A 17,226-nucleotide genomic window follows, 5' to 3' on the forward strand; every position below is an offset into this window, starting at 1 on the left:
TTTTTCACATATTCTTCACAAATTAGCCTGTTTTTTTCAGCTTCATTTCAGTTTACTCGTGTATTCTTAGGGCATGAAAGGAAAACAATCCTTTAAAAATAATTTGAATATAAGAGAAATGAGGAGCTTATGAAAAGAGAGATAACAGATAAGAATAAGAAGATTAATAAAAATATTGCATTTTCATTGATGGGAATGGGACTGATGCTTAGCTTAGGAGCATGCAATGCATCACAGGATGCAAGTGCAGCAACTGTAAGTGCAAATGTAAACAGTAATAAAACTCAAAAAACTCAGGGAAATGAAACAAGTATAAGTATTGATAATAATACAGTTTCAATAAACGGAGACGGAGCAAGCAGTGAGGTAAAGGTCATTACAATAAGTAAGGCCGGAACATATCGATTAAGCGGGAAGCTTGATGAAGGACAGATAGTTGTAGATGCAGACGGAGATGTAAACTTAAATCTTGATAATTTTACAATATCAAATTCAACAGATGCTCCGATAGTCGGAAAGAGCGGAAATATAAATATCAACCTTGTTGACGGTAGTGATAATAGGATAAGTGATACCAGAGCTGCAAACACTCAGGATGAGAACAGTTCAAATGAGACTAAAGCATATGATGCTGCAATTTATTCTGAGGCGGATATAAACCTCACAGGAAGTGGAAAGCTTACAGTGGAAGGTGGATATGAGGATGCAATTCATTCAAAATCCAATTTAAATATTGAAAGTGGAAACTACTCCATTACAGCTTCACATCATGGTTTAAACGGAAAGGAAACTCTTGTTGTAAAGAACGGAAGTTTTGATATTACAACAGTGGAGGATGCACTTCATTCAAAGGGTGATGTTACTTTTGAAAACGGTGAATTAAATATAAATGCAGGTGATGATGCATTGCATGCCGATAATGCATTGACTGTTAAAGACGGAAAGATAAATATAAATTCTTCAAATGAAGGTCTGGAAGGAGTGACGGTAAATATTGAAGGTGGAAATATTCTTGTAAATTCTACTGATGACGGTATCAATGCAGCAGGAGATTCTGAAGACGGATCACAGCTTAGTTATGCTATCAATATCTCAGGAGGAGATATAAAGATAATTCCGGGTGGTGACGGTATAGACTCTAACGGAGATCTTAATGTTTCAGGAGGAAATATAGTTGTAGACGGACCTTCAAATGGTGGAAATGCACCTGTTGACTATGACGGAACAGGTACTATTACAGGAGGAAGCATACTTGCAACAGGCAATTCCGGAATGTTCCAGGGATTTAACGGAAATAATCAGGGTCAGTCAAGCATTATCTACTATTTGGATAATAATGCGGCTACAGGAGCTACTATAAAGATCAGTGATGAATCAGGAAAGGAAATCTTCTCATCAGCAGATCAGACTCAGAGCTATAATGCAGTTTTATACAGCAGTGCTGAGATTGAAAGCGGAAAAACTTATAAGGTAAGTGTAGGAGACAGTGAGGGTTCTGTTACTGCAGGAGACTCACAGGGAGGAAACTTCGGTCATCCACCAATGGGTGGAATGGGAGGAAATAATCAGGGCCAACCACCACAGATGAACGACAACTTCCAGGGAAGAGGTCAGGGAAATAACCAGGGCCAACCACCGATGGGACAGCCACCTGAGATGAACGGCAACTTCCAGGGAAGAGGAGGAAATAACCAGGGACAACCGCCGATGGGTCAACCACCACAGGGAGGACCAAATGGAAACTTCCAGGGAAGAGGTCAGGGAAATAACCAGGGCCAACCACCGATGGGACAGCCACCTGAGATGAACGGCAACTTCCAGGGAAGAGGAGGAAATAACCAAGGAGAACCGCCGATGGGACAGCCACCGCAGGGAGGACCAAATGGCAACTTCCAGGGAAGAGGTCAGGGAAATAACCAAGGACAACCGCCAATGGGACAGCCACCGGAGATGAATGGCAACTTCCAGGGAAGAGGTCAGGGAAATAACCAGGGTCAACCACCACAGGGACAGCCACCGGAGGGTGGAAATCAGCCACAAATTGGTCAGCCGCCACAGAATGAAAACAATCAGAGCAGTAAAAATAAAACTGATTCTAAGAAGAAAAAGAACAAGCAAAAAAGTAATCAAAAGACAGGAGATACATCCGGAAAGGAGAAGTAATGAAAAGAAAATTTGCCCTAATACCGGCATATAAGCCAAATGAAAATTTGATATATTTTGTGCAGTCCATTGAAGCAAGAGGGATAGAGGTAGTAGTGGTGAATGACGGTTCAGGGGAAGAATATCTTCCCCTCTTTTCCCAACTTGAAAAGAACAGCAGAGCAAAGGTCATTCACTTTTATGTAAATCAGGGAAAGGGGGCTGCGTTAAAGGAAGGATTGTCCTATTTAAATAAAATAGATGATGATTTTACAGTAATAACCTTAGATGCAGACGGTCAGCATTCACTAAAGGATGCATTATACCTGCTTGATAAATCCATGGAAAGTGAAGACAGCTTGATACTTGGATCAAGAGAGCAATCAAAGGATTCACCTCTCAGATCAAGAATAGGAAACTATATTACAAAGAAGGTATTTTATTTTTCAACAGGAGTAAATATCGAAGATACTCAAACCGGAATGAGAGCATTTCACAAAAGCCTGATACCGGAACTTCTCAAAATAAAGGGAGAGAGGTATGAGTATGAGATGAATATGTTACTTGATTTTGCAAGAAAAGGTATAAGGATGAAGGGATATACCATTGAAACAATATATATCAATGACAATGAGGAAAGCCACTTTGATACTATAAAGGATTCTGCAAGAATATACAGCCAAATCATTAAGTTTTGTGGAAGCTCTATCCTATCATTTATTATAGATTTTTTACTTTACACTGTATGCTTCTTCTTATCAGGAAGCATAATACTCTCAAATGCGATTGCCCGCATTATATCACTGCACTTCAACTTTTTAGTAAATAAAAAGTTCGTTTTCAAAAATAATAAAAATAATGAGAAGAATCTTGCCAAAGAATATGTTTCATATTTGGGGCTTGCGGCATTTATATTTTTAATGAATACATTGATTCTTCGAGGAATGGTAGAAGCATTAAATATTAATGCATATTTGGCTAAGATAATAACAGAAGCAGTTTTGTTTACAGTATCATATTTTGTGCAAAGACATTTGGTATTTGCAAAGAAAACTGTAAGAGAGAACGATTATGCAGCTTCTTTAAAATAGATGTTTAAATAATGAGGTAATTATATGAAGAAATTAAACAAGAAGAGATTAGGCGTATTGTATGGTGTACTTTTATTTTCATTCAGTACATATGCGCTTTTAGATACATTTGTAATACCGCATCCGATGCAAAGTGTAATGGCTTCAAATGTAGTTGCACAAACTACAAGCAGCAGTATAAAGGAAAGCGTGGAGGCTGCCATACAAGAAAAGCTTACCGGAAATTCAACCGGGAATACATCCACAGCAGATAATAACTTGACATCAGGCAGCACTACAGATGAAAATACGGGTACAACAAGCAGTACTTCATTGACTAGTGCAGAGACTGTTGAAGGTGGAACTGTTATAGGAGAGTATTCAGACAGCAATACAAGTATTACATTAAAACAATACAGAGCATATGACAGTGATATATATGTGGCTGATGTAACGGTAAGTGATGTTTCCGTTTTAAAGACAGCACTTGCAAATAATACTTACGGAAGAAATATTACCGATACAACTTCAAATATGGCAGAAGAGAATAATGCCGTTCTGGCTATCAATGGAGATTACTATGGTGCAAGACAGGCAGGATATGTTATAAGAAACGGAAATCTTTACAGAAATACTTCCGGAGACAGAGATGCCTTGGTTATAACTAAAACCGGTGAGTTTGAGTTTGTTTCAGAGAATAAGACAAGTGCAGAAGAACTTTTACAAAGCGGAGCATATCAGGTATTGTCATTTGGTCCCGTACTTTTAGATGACGGAGAAATATCTGTAGGTGAAAATGATGAAGTAGGAATGGCAATGGCAAGCAATCCAAGAACAGCTATAGGTTACCTTGGAAATAATCATTATGTATTTGTGGTTTCAGACGGAAGAACAAGCGAGAGTGCAGGATTAAGTCTTTATGAACTTGCAACATTTATGAAAGAACTGGGTGTAGTTGATGCATATAATCTTGACGGAGGAGGTTCATCTACAATGGTTTTTAAGGGCGAGATCATAAACAATCCTACTACAAACGGTCACTCAAATCAGGAAAGAGCTGTCAGTGATATAGTATATATAGGAGGTGAAAACTGATGAAGAAGTCATTGATCTATCTTGGAATCTCAATATTTGTATTTATATTCGGACAGATATATGAGTACTTTTCACATGGTGTATATTCAAGCTATATGATGTTTGCATTCTTGATACCTTTTATAGGACTTTTTATTCCAAGTCTTTTAAACAATCTTATTTTAAAAAGAAAGATTACTGATAATGTTACACTGCCATGGAAATGCGGTATAGCAACACTTACAGTAGGTTCAATATACAAGGGTATATTGGAAATCTACGGTACAAGCGGAACTTTTGAACAGGTTTATTTGATAATAGGAAGTTTACTTTGTATTATAGCTACTATTGTATTGATAACTGCAAGAGTTAATAAAGATCAAAATTGCTAAGTGTTTAGTAAAAAAGTGTCACCCCGGAAAGTTCGGAGTGGCACTACTATTGAAAAAAAAGTATATTTATAATAATATATAGTAATAAACATGACTTTCTTTTATATCTATTTATATTCTTTATAAGGAGCATTATGAAAAAATCTATAATATCTATGGAAAGAGTAAAAAGAGTTATTTCCGAATTAAACCCTATTGATGATTTGATATTTAGAAAATTGGCAGAGAGCAGAGCATTTTGTGAGGAAATCTTAAGAGAATTTATGCAGGATCCCGAATTGGAGGTTATAGAAAATTATTCACAATATTCAATAACTAATTTAGAAAGAAAATCTGTTATATTGGATGCTTACTGTATATTAAAAGATGGAAAAAGAGTTGATATTGAAGTACAAAATCTGAATGATATAAATCATCAAAAGAGAGTGCGCTACTATAGCAGTGTGCTGACTACAAATTTAGTGGAAAAGGGATCGGATTTTAACAGTGTACCGGATATTTGTATGATATATATTTGTAATTTTGATTTATTTAAAGCAAATAAAAGCCTATATACTGTGAAAAGGAGTATTGACGGGATAAATATAAAATTAGATAATGGACTTGAAGAAAAATATATAAGTGCAAATATAAATGATGGAAGTTCTCTATCAGAGTTGATGGAAGTTTTCACTAAAAGTGAATTCTATAGTTCCAAGTTTCCGGTTATTTCAGAGATGAAATATCGTCTTAAGTATGGAGAGAAAGGAGAAGGTATGACAGAAGCATTAAAGGAATTATATGAGGATTTAAGAAAAGAAGTAGATGTAGTGGAGCTTGATAGAGCCAGAGAAAGTGGAATTGTAAGTACTCTGGTATCACTTGTAAAGGATGGTATATTGAGTATTGATGAAGCTGCTAAGCGGGCAAAAATGAGTGTAGACAAATTTGAGAAGTATGTTAAGTAGAAGAGACAAAAATACACAGTTTGATGAAATATATAGGAGGATATAATATTTGCTATATCCTCCTAATTGCTTAGTTAAAATTATATATGAAAATATATATCAAAACATATTTTTTTATTTTTACTTGATACCTTTATTTCTCCCCTATGCATAAGTACGATTTCCTTTGCTATAGGAAGCCCCAGTCCATAACCGGTACCTGAGTGAGATTCATCAAGTCTATAGAAACGCTTGAATATATTGACCGTATCTTCCTTTGAGAGTTCTTTTTCCACATCATTTTCCACTGATAAAACAATATTGTTTTTTTTATTAGTAAGAGTAAGAGCGGTATGTGATACGGAGTACTTCATGGCATTTTCCAAAAGGATTGAGATAAGATCCTTTATTTTATTTGTATCTCCCAAAACAGAAATATTATTCTCTATATCATAATTCAGTTCTTTGGAATTTTCAAAAAATAAAGGTTCAAAAAACAGACATTCTTTAGTAACTATATCTGATAAATTTATTTTTCCCATTTGCTCTTTTCTATCCTGCCAGTTTTCCAGTCTGCTAAGATCAAGCAAATCCTGTGTCAAATGCTTCATTCTTTCACTCATCTCATCAATACCGTCAATATTCTTCTTAAGTAAATCCATATTTTCCGCTTGGAAAGAATGTTTTGATATAGCTTTTTGAATATTTCCCACATTATTTATGATAACTGTGAGAGGTGTTTTAAGCTCATGTGATGCATCTGAAATAAACTGTCGCTGTGAAGCAATAGCATCACTTACCGGTCGAATACTCTTTTTTACAAAGTATTTGGAGAAAAGTATTATCACTGTAGACAGTATAAAAAAAAGCAGTACAAGCAAAACCGAAAGATTATTTAAGTTTTTTATTTCTTTACTGAAATCTGTAACGGCAACACGGTAAAAAGTAGGTGGTCTGTTATTATGGTGCTTTTCTTCACCTAAGTGATCGGGAGGAGAATTGACCTCACAAATATATTGTAAAGTGCCGGATTTTATAGATGAATAAAACTTATCGGTATTGTCATCTATCTTGCTTAGAGCATCTGATATTATTTTTTCCTTTGTATCACTATCAAGAAAAAAATCGGCACCATTTGTATTAATAATAGTTCCCTCAGAGTCAAACATCATTTGAAAAACAGCATATGAAGTTGATACGGAATCCTGATACATGGGTGTATTTATTGCGGAAGAAAGAGTAGACCTCAGACCGCTGTAAATACTGTTTCTGTTAAAGAGAAATGGGAAGATGAGCATAAATAACAGTAAAAAGATACTTACTGATGATAAAAGCAATGTAAGCTTTTTTTGTAATTTCTCAATCATTATTCACCTCTTACTTCCAAATGATATCCAAGTCCTCTGCTGGCTACTATGGATATATCTGAAGACAGTGTTTTAAGCTTCTTTCTTAAAAATCCGATATATACCTCCACATTGTTTTCTGTAGCATCACTGTCATATCCCCAAACTTTTTCAAGTAAAAAATTTTTAGAAATATTATTCTTGCCTTCTTTTAAGAGAAGCCTCATCATTTGAAATTCTTTTGATGAAAGGCGAATGGAATTATCACCGGATATAAGCTCTGATGAGTCTATATCAAGAGTGGTGTTTCCAAAACTTATCTGGTTTACCTCTTTACCCTGTCTGCGAAGCAGAGCATTTACACAGGCTAAAAGTTCCCTTCTGTCAAAAGGCTTTGTAAGATAATAGTCCGCACCGGAATCCAGTCCTTCCACTCTGTCAAGGATGTCCGATTTTGCAGTAAGTATCAAAATAGGAAGCCCGTTTTTTTCTTTCCGAAGAGTTCTGGCAACCTGAAAGCCGTTTAATTTTGGGAGCATAAGGTCCAGTACCAATAAATCAAAATGCGAAAATCTGGCAAGTTCAAGACCATCCATTCCGTCATAGGCACATATTACATCATGCCCATATTCTTCTAAAATTTCTTTAAGAGATGAGGCAAGTAATACCTCATCTTCAACAACTAAAATATTCATATACACTCCATTTTATGTGGTGTTTTACAACTTAAAGTATAGAATATTATTTTCTCATATAATCAGATTTTATTCAATTATATAGTATTTTCTTTGTACAGCATTTTAGCAAAAGAATTTTTTAATACGGTTTACCATAAAAACAGCTAAAGCAAATGAGAGTATATCTGCAAAAGGCTGTAGAAGATATATGCCGAATTGCCCAAATGACTTTGATAGAATATATAATAGAGGTATAAAAAAGAGTCCCTGGCGTGAAACAGAAAGTAGTGAGGACATTAGGTAGTTTCCTGTATTTTGTAAAAGCATACAGCTTACTGCAAAGAATCCTAAAATAGGTAGTGTTAAACATTGCATATGTAAAAGCTTTACAGCGGATAAAATAACCTCGCTGTCAGAGGTCATGGTTTTAATAAGATCTTTTGCAAAAATATATAAAATGATTGAGGATAAAAATAAAAAGATACTGCCTATAATTACTGTAAGCCAAAAAGCCTTTCTCACTCTAATATACTGCTTTGCTCCATAATTCATGGCACATATGGGTTGAAAACTTTGAGACCAGCCTATCATTATCATAAATGAAAGTGCTGATATTTTTGAGCTTACAGTCAAAGCCGCTATAAGAGAATCACTGTATTTTGCAGCAGCTATATTCAATAATATCATTGAAATACTTGTAATGGACTGCCTTGAAAAATTTGGCATACCTCCTGCTAAAATATGATATATACTGTCTTTATTAAAGTTTAAATTAAAAGCTATATTTCCTGATTTTAAGGAGAAATATGTCAGCACAAAACAACCTGTTATTTGTCCTATAAGAGTGGCATAGCCTGCTCCTGTAAATCCGAATTTTAAATAAAACATCATTACAGGATCCAGAATCATATTTGTGATCATACCAAAGAGCAGACCTGTCATTCCCTCTTTTACATTTCCACAAAGTCTAAGCTGATTATATAAAGTAAGCGAATAAAGTCCGAATGGAATACTTAAAATAATTATTTTTAAATATTTCACGGTAAACTCAAGCAAATCATCTGAAGCATTGCCTGATAAAAATTTCGAGAGCGGAATAATAAAAATCCATGATAAACAAGCTATAATTATGCCGATTGATATTGCAAAGAATATGCCGATGGAAGCCAAGCTTTTAGCTTCTTTTTCATTTTGCTCACCAATCTTTTTTGACATTATATTTCCGCTTCCATAGCCGAACCAAAATCCAATTGCCTGTATAAAACTCATAAAGCTGAATACTATACCTATTGCGGCTGTCATAGATTTATTATTTAAGATACCGACAAAGAAGGTATCCGTAAGATTGTAGATTACCATAACAAGCATGCCGACAATAGTTGGAATAGAGGTTCTTATCAGTAATGGCAGCAGAGCATCATTTAAAATAGCCCTTCTTCTCATTTCATTATCCATATCACAATCCTCTGACAATTCCGGTATCACCGTCTACCTGTATCATATCGCCGTCTTTAAATTTTGTTGTTGCAAAACCCACACCAAGTACTGCCGGAATATTATATTCTCTTGCAACTATTGCGGCATGACTCAGTGCTGCACCGGTATCCGCCACAACAGCACTTGCCAGCTTAAAAAGAGGAGTCCATTCAGGATCTGTAAGATGACAAACCAAAATATCACCTTTTTTCATTTTATAAAACTCTTTAGGACTTTGAATAATGCAAACTCTTCCGACTGCTTTACCCACACTACCGCTTACACCTTTTAAAATATCACCTTTCGCATCAAAGATAAGCAACTTTGAGGCTTGCCATACTTTTATTGAGAGTGGAAATTTTTCATTCCTGTTTTTGATATTTTCAATGTCTTTCTTATTCAGATATCCTCTCTTCATAGCTTCTATCAGTTCATTAAAGAAAAGATTGGATATACCGGTTTTATAATTTTCATTTTCAAGTAGAAGCATATTTACTTTAGTCACACATTTTCTGACATAGTAAAATAAGCTTTCCCATAAATACTGACTTTCTTCTCTAACCACATGGAAATATCGAAGGCTGTTAATATCGGTTTCCATGTGCTTATATTTACTGCCATAAACTGACTTTAGCTTCAGCATTAAATCATCAAAACGTTCTGTTTTTTCATTTTTGGTAAAAGTAGAAGCCAATATAGGCTTTAAAATATCAATGAGTCTGTCAGGATCTTCTATAAATGTTTTCGCCTCCAGACAGTAGCAGTTATAGTCTGATTTGAAACCGTTTTTTTGCAAAAAGTCATCAGTCACAGATTTAAAATCATCAAACTCATTATATAAGTTTTTGTAGCTTTCGCCGAGAAGAACAGCTTCCTTTAATTTATTGTTTTTTGATATTTCTCCTGCCATTTTGGAGATATCATTATTTATTGTTGAAGTCTTATTATCCAAGTTTTTATAAAGGTCAAAGGCAGTATAATCAGGATTTATTTTTTTTAGGATTTTACTGTATTTATCAAATACAAGCATTGTAGGAAAGAGAGCATATTTAAATCTGTCATAGGAAAGATCCTTAGTCAGTTTATAACTGTACTCTAAAAACTCTCTGCACTCTGTCAGGCTCATATTTTCAAAATCTTTGGATTTTAGTATTGAAATATCTTTCCCATATATATCCATAAACTTCTCACAGATTTTGGTACAACTATTAAAGTCTCTGATTTGTTTTAGGACTTTAAATATATGAAAAATATTTTTGGTGATTCCCTTTTTACCTTTTGGAAGAGTCTGTATGCCGTCATTATCTATCTGTGGATCGGTATCAAAGATTATGCCTCCTTCTGCAAATATTTTGGACTTTTGATTATTGATTGCCATTATAAAATCATAATCCAAAGCTCTGTAGGCAAATGGCATTTTTTCAAGTTGAAATGCCATTTTTTTACGCATACTCTTATTTGGCTTTGTTTTTTTCAAGTAACTGTCTATAAGGGCTTTTTCATTATCATTTTTTAATGTGGTGATAGCCCTTGCCTGTAAAATATATACTTTGTTATCTTTGACAGCCCATTCGATATCCATAGGCATATGGTAATGCTTTTCTATTTTTAGACCGCAGTTTACAAGTTCTGATAGTTCATTATCATTTAGAACTCTTGCTTTTCTTTTATCTTCATCTACAGCTATTTCTACAGTGTCCTTGCTTCCATACACTATCTTTGTTTTTTTAGAACCTATGGTGCTTTCAAGAAGTTTGCCGTCTTTTTGGACAATATAGCTGTCAGGAGTTACTCTGCCGCTTACAACACTTTCTCCCAAACCATAGCTTGCATTTATTTGCATTTCATCTGTGTTTTGACTTAGCGGATTTATTGTAAAGAGTACTCCGGACTTTTCACTTTCCACCATTTCCTGCACAATTACTGCAATAGATACACAAGTCTGATCATAGCCTTGGTGAAGCCTGTAGCTTACAGCTCTGTTACCCCAAAGTGAGGCATAGCATTTAAGTATTTTAGAGAGAACATCATCTATACCCTGTACATTTAAATAGCTTTCCTGTTGTCCTGCAAAACTGGCATCGGGCAGATCCTCAGCGGTGGCAGATGAGCGGATTGCAACTCTTACATTTTCGCCAAGGCTTTTGTATTTATCTGTTATAAGTTGTTGTATCTCTTTTGAAAACCTTCCTGATATTATAAGCTTACGAAAGTATCCGGCAGCTTTTAATAAAGTACTCTCATCCAATGATGCTTCTCTCAAATTTTTTTCTATAATTTTATCTATACTGTTTTCTTTTAGAAAAGCTTTATAGGCATCTGCTGTAATTACAAAGCCCTTTGGAACATTTATTTTAGCAGAAGTCAGCTCTCCAAGATTTGCCCCCTTTCCACCGGCAAGTGATATATCTTCTTTTTTAATATCAATAAAATCAAGTATCATATTCCCCCCTGTTTCATTAAAAAATTGTGGTATGCAAAAAGCATGTAAAAATTTATAAACTTAAAATATCAAACCTTTATATACTTGGTTGCTATTGCGGATATATAAGTTTTAAGTATATCTTCAAAATATTTCTCATCAAAAAGATAGTAATCTGTACATAGTAGGAAGCTTCCTATAAAGGCATTGGCAAGACCACGTTCATCGGCAGTCTTTACTACAGAGTTATCCTTCCAGTAATTTACAAGCTTTTTTAAAAACTCCCCATACAGTTTTTCTATTTGATTCATCTCATCAGATTTCTTTGTTTTCAGGATTTTAAATGCTTCTTCATATACAGGTTGTGCTTTTATCTTTTGCATCAAATCCAAAGAATATTTGTATATGACATCAGTTAAAAATGCCACAGGATCTTTAACTGAGTTTGAAAAATTTTCTTCTAGAGCTTTTAATTTCTGACCGGATCTATATGCCGCCAGATCAATAATAAGTGAATCCTTATCCTTCCAAAAATTATAAAAGCTGCCCTGTGCAATACCGACTCTTTTGGTCAATTCCGAAATGCTTAAAGATTTTGTCCCGTTATTATGAAACAGCTCAATGGCGGTATTCATAATATTTTCTTTTATCATTTCCTTTTCTTTTTCACTGAATGCTTTTCCCATACTCCTCCTTCAAATTCGGCACTCTATGAATATATTCATACTTATTCATAGATATTATACTCCTAATAAAGATGGATATCAATGAATATAATTAATATTAACAGGTTCAAAAAGAATTAAGCAAAAAATATATTATATAAAAGAAAGCCTGTATGGATGAATATGTTACTATAGAGTAAAATGTGTTTAATATTGATATGCAAGTAAAGATGTGGGATAATAAAAATATCAGGAATTATTAACGAGGTGAGTATGCAGGAAAAAAAGGATTGGAACGGTATCAGAGGTTATATAGATCATATTTTTGATGAAACGGATATAGGAAACAGTGCAAAGAAATTTGCAGACAATGTTGTTGACAGCCTGAGGGAAGTTAACAATCTTACAAAGGAAAATTATAATAAGAATGCAGTGAGTGTAAAGGTAAATAAAAGCAATAGGACAAGTATTTATTTAAGGACCAACAGATCGGATCTGTTTATAAGGATATTTGTCGGAGTACCTATGATGATATTTTTCGGTATTCCGATACTTGTACTTACACTGACCGTACTTCCTATTTCATTTACCGGATGGGTTGTGCCGATGATTGCGCTTATACCTTTTTTCGGAATAGGAGCATTTCTTGCAATTCCGGCAATCGGTAATCTTAGTCTGGTTGAAAAGGCGGACAGATATTATCGTATAATGAATAATAGGACTTATATGAACATAGAAGATATTGCTGTGATTTCAAATGAAAGTCCTGAAATTGTGGTAAAAAACTTAAAGAAAATGATAGACAAAAAGATTTTCACACAGGGTCATCTGGATAAAGAAAATAAATGCTTTATGTTAAGTCATGATGTATATAAGGGCTATTTGGCGCTGGAGGAGCAAAGAAAATCGGAACAAAGAAAGAATGATATCATTGAGAAAAAGGTTGATATTAAAGACGGAAGTCTTATATCCGAGGGCAGGGAGTATATTATATCCATTAAAGAGTTGCATCTTGGAATAATAAAGGAGCCTATGTCATCCAAGCTTACAAAGCTTGAGACTATACTTACTGCAATATTTGACAGGGTGGAAAAGGAGCCTAAGGAAACAGAGAAGCTTTATAAGCTTATGAAGTATTATTTGCCTACAACTGTAAAGCTCATAAAGACATATTCCGATTTTGATAATGTTATTTCACCGGACAGTGATATTTTGAATACTAAAAAAGAGATTGAATTGACAATAGATTCTATAAATGAAGCTTGTGGAGAATTCCAAAACCGTCTTTTTAAGGATACCGCATTTGATGCGGACACCGATGCGGCATTATTAAAAGTTATGCTTGCAAAGGAAGGATTAATAGGTGGCGGAATGGAAGAAGATGAGAGGTGAGACTATGAATGATAATGAATTAAAGAACAATGAAATAAATATGGATTCACTGGATGATATGTTAAAGGAAGGTCCAAGTCTGACATTTGATATTGAGGAGAAGGCACCTGAAACCGCTGTAGTGGAGACTGCAAAGCCTGAGAGTGCACCTCAGATAAAACTCTCCCCTGAAGAAGAAAGACTTGTAGAGGAGTTTTCTTCCAAAATAGATATAAGCAATTCTCAGGCTGTACTTACATATGGTGTCGGAAGTCAAAAAAAGATTGCGGAGTTTTCAGAGAATGCACTTGAGAGAGTTAAGACTAAAGATCTCGGTGAGATAGGCGATATGCTTGCCGGAGTGGTAGGTGAGATTCGTTCTTTGGAGATTGATGAAGAGGACAAGGGGTTCTTCGGACTGTTTAAAAAGAGCGGAAATAAGCTTGCAAATATGAAGGCTAAGTATGACAAGGTAGAGGTAAATGTCAATAATATTTCAAAAGCTTTAGAGGATCATCAAGTAACTTTGATGAAAGATGTTTTGATGCTTGATAAGATGTATGAGCTCAATATGAACTACTACAAAGAACTGTCAATGTATATTATGGCAGGTAAAAAAAGACTTGAGAGAGCAAACAATATAGAATTGCCGGAACTTATCAAAAAAGCTGATGAAAGCGGACTGCCTGAGGACACACAAAAAGCTAAAGATTTTTCACAGATGATAAATCGTTTTGAAAAGAAGATACATGATTTGGAGCTTACAAAGACAGTATCATTACAGATGGCACCTCAGATAAGACTTATTCAAAACAATGATTCCATGATGTCTGATAAGATACAGTCAACTATTGTAAACACAATTCCTCTTTGGAAAAATCAGATGGTAATTGCTATAGGATTAAAGCATTCCACCGATGCCGCAAAGGCACAAAAGGCGGTGTCGGATATGACCAATGAGCTTTTAAAGAAGAATGCCGAAAGCTTAAAGGCCGCTACCATAGAAACAGCCAAAGAATCGGAGCGTGGAATAATAGATATCGAGACATTAAAGAGCACAAATAAAACTCTTATATCCACATTTGACGAAGTGATAAAGATACAGGATGAGGGTAGAAAAAAGAGAAAAGAAGCGGAAGCCGAGCTAAGGAATATAGAAAATGAAATGAGAACCAAGCTTCTTGAAATCAGTAACAGACAGGTAAGTGATAATCAATAGATAGGAAATAAAATGAATAATTGGAGACAAAAATATCATATAGAGCCAAAGAGCGGTTGGCTGAACGATCCTAACGGACTTTGTTTTTTTAAAGGATATTACCATGTGTTTTATCAGTATGCTTATGAGCCGAATGGTGGAAATAAATACTGGGCACATCTAAAGTCAAAGGATTTGCTACACTGGGAGGAAGCACCGATATTCCTTTCGCCGGAACATGAGTATGATAAAAGCGGTGCATATTCAGGCTCTGCTCTTATAAAGGATGATACCATGCATATTTTCTACACCGGAAATGTGAAAAAAGCCGGAGATTTTGACTATATATATGCAGGTAGAGAGAGTAATACAGTTCATGTGACAAGTGAAGACGGAATAAATGTAGAATCCGGGAAGGTTGTTATGTACAATAAGGATTATCCGGAAGGACTGTCTTTGCATGTAAGAGATCCTAAGGTATTTGAATACGAGGGCAAATACTATATGGTAATCGGTGCCAGAACTATGGAAGATAAGGGAGAGGTGTTGGTTTTTGAATCGGAGGATCTCGATAACTGGAAGCATATCCGTACCTTTGAAACTATGGCAAAAATAGGATATATGTGGGAGTGTCCGGATCTTTTTGAGATAAACGGACAGTGGATCCTTATGGCATGTCCACAGGGACTTGAGGGAGGAAAATATGAATTCCAAAATATTTACTCCTGCGGATACTTTATTATAGAGGGTGATTTCAGAACAAACGGATTTATAACGGAGTATAAGGAAGCCGACTTCGGATTTGACTTTTACGCACCACAGACATTTGTACATGAGGGTAGAAGACTTTTACTTGGATGGATGGGTATGCCTGATGCAAAGTATACAAATCCTACTGTTGAATACGGATATCAACATTGTATGAGTGTATTCAGAGAATTGGATTTTGCCGGTAATACATTGTATATGAAGCCTGTTAAGGAGCTGGAGACTCTAAGAAAGTTTGAGTATGACGAAGAAAATACTTCTTATAAGGTTTCTGATGAGAAAAGAGCATTTGATCTGGAACTTCAAAATTTCGGTGATAAGTTTGAGATAGAAATATTTGATACTCTAAAGCTTGATTTTGATGCAAATAGAGGAGACTTGGAGCTTTCATTTATTGCAAACGGATTTGGCAGAGATAAAAGATTTTTAAGAACCAAGAGTATAGAAAATATACGACTTATGATTGATGCAAGCTCTGTGGAAGTGTTTGTAAATGACGGCAAACAGGTGATGTCTACAAGAATGTATCCGTCAAATTACAGTGATATAAAAGTATCCGGCAATATCAGGGGAAAGCTTTATAGTTTGGATATATAATACTTGTATTACGCAAATTGTATTTTGATGAATGTCAAAATGGAGGAAAAATATAATGAAAAGGCTTATTATATGTTTACTTAGTTTGATTTTATTATTAAATATTGCAGGCTGTGCAAAGAAAGAAGAAAATAAGGCGGAGGAAAGCGGCCTAAAAAACTATTCTGAATTAAGCAACGGAACATATAGTTGTGATGAGCATATTTATAAATACAGGTTTGAAATAAGCGGAAGAATGCCTAATGCCGCACAAAACAGTACTTTTGTATATCTTAGCAATCTTCCTGAGATATCATTTGAGCAAGCATGGAAAGCCTCAGGATTAAGCAGTTCATTAGAGGATTATTTTTCTGAGGAAGATGCAATACTTGTAGATAGAAAGTAAAATAAAAAAGGAATTAATGCGGAAATGATTTAACAGGAATTTTCTCCGCATTTATAAGAAAAGTGATTTGTTAATGATATTATTTGACAGATTAAAAAATATATTCGGTTTTAATAAAGATAGAAAAGAAAGTAAAATGAAGTTAATAGTTGGTTTGGGAAATCCCGGAAGAGAGTATGTAAATACCAGACATAATGCGGGTTTTTATGTTGTGGAAAAACTTGCATATGAGCTTGGCGAGGATATATCCGAAAGAAAATATAAGGGACTTTTTGCAAAGGTCAGAATAGGGAATGAAAAGGCAATTATTTTAGAGCCGCAGACTTATATGAACAATAGCGGAGAATCTGTGAGAGCTTTTATGGATTATTTTAAGATAGAGGCGGCAGATATCATAGCGGTTTATGATGATATAAACTTGGAGCCCGGAAATTTGCGTATCAGATTAAAGGGTAGTGCAGGCGGTCACAACGGTATCAAGTCATTGATTGCACATATGGGAACATCCGATTTTCCGAGAGTCAAGGTGGGAGTGGGTGAAAAGCCTGCGAGGATGGATCTGGCTGATCATGTACTTGGAAGATTCAGTGATACAGACAAGAAACTGCTTGATGAGGCGGCGTCCGATGCTATAGAAGCGATAAAGCTTATGGTGGACGGTCAGTACGATACTGCAATGAACAGATACAATACCAAAAAGACAAAGTAAGGAAGAAT

The 17,226-nt window shown here is 35.1% G+C and carries 15 protein-coding genes; 10 read left to right on the plus strand and 5 right to left on the minus strand.

The window, feature by feature from the left end; all coding sequences use genetic code 11:
• Positions 1-129 precede the first annotated feature (129 nt).
• The 5 genes from HMPREF1495_RS00955 (at position 130) to HMPREF1495_RS00975 (ending at position 5,625) form a co-directional block, all read left to right on the plus strand.
• Positions 130-2,163, plus strand: a complete 2,034-nt coding sequence (locus HMPREF1495_RS00955) for a carbohydrate-binding domain-containing protein (protein ID WP_034211277.1) — start codon at positions 130-132, stop codon at positions 2,161-2,163.
• Positions 2,163-3,233 (plus strand): bifunctional glycosyltransferase family 2/GtrA family protein, encoded by a 1,071-nt coding sequence (locus tag HMPREF1495_RS00960; protein WP_034211279.1) that lies wholly within the window; start codon positions 2,163-2,165, stop codon positions 3,231-3,233. The genes HMPREF1495_RS00955 and HMPREF1495_RS00960 overlap by 1 nt, the downstream gene beginning before the upstream one ends.
• A gap of 24 nt (positions 3,234-3,257) precedes the next feature.
• Entirely contained in the window at positions 3,258-4,307 is a 1,050-nt protein-coding gene (locus tag HMPREF1495_RS00965; protein WP_034211281.1) for a phosphodiester glycosidase family protein, read from the plus strand.
• Positions 4,307-4,678: a hypothetical protein gene (locus HMPREF1495_RS00970; RefSeq protein ID WP_034211283.1), complete on the plus strand. Its 372-nt coding sequence runs from the start codon at positions 4,307-4,309 to the stop codon at positions 4,676-4,678. The genes HMPREF1495_RS00965 and HMPREF1495_RS00970 overlap by 1 nt, the downstream gene beginning before the upstream one ends.
• A 134-nt stretch (positions 4,679-4,812) precedes the next feature.
• Entirely contained in the window at positions 4,813-5,625 is an 813-nt protein-coding gene (locus HMPREF1495_RS00975) for an Rpn family recombination-promoting nuclease/putative transposase (RefSeq protein WP_034211285.1), read from the plus strand.
• An 80-nt stretch (positions 5,626-5,705) separates the two neighbouring features.
• On the opposite strand, the gene HMPREF1495_RS00980 is transcribed toward HMPREF1495_RS00975, so the two are convergent.
• The 5 genes from HMPREF1495_RS00980 to HMPREF1495_RS01000 all read right to left on the minus strand — a co-directional run bounded on the left by HMPREF1495_RS00980 (position 5,706) and on the right by HMPREF1495_RS01000 (position 12,211).
• Positions 5,706-6,971, minus strand: coding sequence for a sensor histidine kinase (locus HMPREF1495_RS00980; protein WP_034211287.1), 1,266 nt, complete (start codon positions 6,969-6,971; stop codon positions 5,706-5,708).
• Positions 6,971-7,645 carry a response regulator transcription factor gene (locus HMPREF1495_RS00985; RefSeq protein WP_034211289.1) on the minus strand — a complete coding sequence of 225 codons (675 nt, stop codon included), beginning with the start codon at positions 7,643-7,645 and terminating at the stop codon, positions 6,971-6,973. The genes HMPREF1495_RS00980 and HMPREF1495_RS00985 overlap by 1 nt, the downstream gene beginning before the upstream one ends.
• Before the next feature lie 105 nt (positions 7,646-7,750).
• Complete coding sequence (locus HMPREF1495_RS00990) at positions 7,751-9,082, minus strand: MATE family efflux transporter (protein WP_034211291.1); 1,332 nt, start codon at positions 9,080-9,082, stop codon at positions 7,751-7,753.
• Position 9,083: 1 nt separating this feature from the next.
• Positions 9,084-11,546: a PEP/pyruvate-binding domain-containing protein gene (locus HMPREF1495_RS00995; protein ID WP_034211293.1), complete on the minus strand. Its 2,463-nt coding sequence runs from the start codon at positions 11,544-11,546 to the stop codon at positions 9,084-9,086.
• 68 nt (positions 11,547-11,614) lie between these two features.
• Positions 11,615-12,211 (minus strand): TetR/AcrR family transcriptional regulator, encoded by a 597-nt coding sequence (locus tag HMPREF1495_RS01000; protein ID WP_034211294.1) that lies wholly within the window; start codon positions 12,209-12,211, stop codon positions 11,615-11,617.
• Between the two features lie 252 nt (positions 12,212-12,463).
• Here HMPREF1495_RS01000 and HMPREF1495_RS01005 point away from each other — a divergent pair, with 252 nt between their 5' ends.
• From HMPREF1495_RS01005 to pth, 5 genes are all read left to right on the plus strand, one after another.
• Positions 12,464-13,582, plus strand: a complete 1,119-nt coding sequence (locus HMPREF1495_RS01005) for a 5-bromo-4-chloroindolyl phosphate hydrolysis family protein (protein ID WP_034211295.1) — start codon at positions 12,464-12,466, stop codon at positions 13,580-13,582.
• A 4-nt stretch (positions 13,583-13,586) separates the two neighbouring features.
• Positions 13,587-14,780: a toxic anion resistance protein gene (locus HMPREF1495_RS01010; protein ID WP_007595051.1), complete on the plus strand. Its 1,194-nt coding sequence runs from the start codon at positions 13,587-13,589 to the stop codon at positions 14,778-14,780.
• 12 nt (positions 14,781-14,792) lie between these two features.
• Positions 14,793-16,124 carry a glycoside hydrolase family 32 protein gene (locus HMPREF1495_RS01015; RefSeq protein WP_034211296.1) on the plus strand — a complete coding sequence of 444 codons (1,332 nt, stop codon included), beginning with the start codon at positions 14,793-14,795 and terminating at the stop codon, positions 16,122-16,124.
• Between the two features lie 55 nt (positions 16,125-16,179).
• Entirely contained in the window at positions 16,180-16,509 is a 330-nt protein-coding gene (locus tag HMPREF1495_RS01020) for a hypothetical protein (RefSeq protein WP_034211297.1), read from the plus strand.
• 73 nt (positions 16,510-16,582) lie between these two features.
• Positions 16,583-17,218 (plus strand): aminoacyl-tRNA hydrolase, encoded by a 636-nt coding sequence (gene pth / locus HMPREF1495_RS01025; protein WP_034211298.1) that lies wholly within the window; start codon positions 16,583-16,585, stop codon positions 17,216-17,218.
• The last annotated feature ends 8 nt before the right edge of the window (positions 17,219-17,226 follow it).

The organism is Lachnoanaerobaculum sp. MSX33 (assembly GCF_000512995.1).
Taxonomy (GTDB): Bacteria; Bacillota; Clostridia; order Lachnospirales; family Lachnospiraceae; genus Lachnoanaerobaculum.

Coding starts and splice junctions, on each gene's coding strand:
- HMPREF1495_RS00955 (WP_034211277.1), top strand. CDS start 130: ATGAAAAGAGAGATAACAGATAAGAATAAGAAGATTAATAAAAATATT.
- HMPREF1495_RS00960 (WP_034211279.1), top strand. CDS start 2,163: ATGAAAAGAAAATTTGCCCTAATACCGGCATATAAGCCAAATGAAAAT.
- HMPREF1495_RS00965 (WP_034211281.1), top strand. CDS start 3,258: ATGAAGAAATTAAACAAGAAGAGATTAGGCGTATTGTATGGTGTACTT.
- HMPREF1495_RS00970 (WP_034211283.1), top strand. CDS start 4,307: ATGAAGAAGTCATTGATCTATCTTGGAATCTCAATATTTGTATTTATA.
- HMPREF1495_RS00975 (WP_034211285.1), top strand. CDS start 4,813: ATGAAAAAATCTATAATATCTATGGAAAGAGTAAAAAGAGTTATTTCC.
- HMPREF1495_RS00980 (WP_034211287.1), bottom strand. CDS start 6,971: ATGATTGAGAAATTACAAAAAAAGCTTACATTGCTTTTATCATCAGTA.
- HMPREF1495_RS00985 (WP_034211289.1), bottom strand. CDS start 7,645: ATGAATATTTTAGTTGTTGAAGATGAGGTATTACTTGCCTCATCTCTT.
- HMPREF1495_RS00990 (WP_034211291.1), bottom strand. CDS start 9,082: ATGGATAATGAAATGAGAAGAAGGGCTATTTTAAATGATGCTCTGCTG.
- HMPREF1495_RS00995 (WP_034211293.1), bottom strand. CDS start 11,546: ATGATACTTGATTTTATTGATATTAAAAAAGAAGATATATCACTTGCC.
- HMPREF1495_RS01000 (WP_034211294.1), bottom strand. CDS start 12,211: ATGGGAAAAGCATTCAGTGAAAAAGAAAAGGAAATGATAAAAGAAAAT.
- HMPREF1495_RS01005 (WP_034211295.1), top strand. CDS start 12,464: ATGCAGGAAAAAAAGGATTGGAACGGTATCAGAGGTTATATAGATCAT.
- HMPREF1495_RS01010 (WP_007595051.1), top strand. CDS start 13,587: ATGAATGATAATGAATTAAAGAACAATGAAATAAATATGGATTCACTG.
- HMPREF1495_RS01015 (WP_034211296.1), top strand. CDS start 14,793: ATGAATAATTGGAGACAAAAATATCATATAGAGCCAAAGAGCGGTTGG.
- HMPREF1495_RS01020 (WP_034211297.1), top strand. CDS start 16,180: ATGAAAAGGCTTATTATATGTTTACTTAGTTTGATTTTATTATTAAAT.
- pth (WP_034211298.1), top strand. CDS start 16,583: ATGATATTATTTGACAGATTAAAAAATATATTCGGTTTTAATAAAGAT.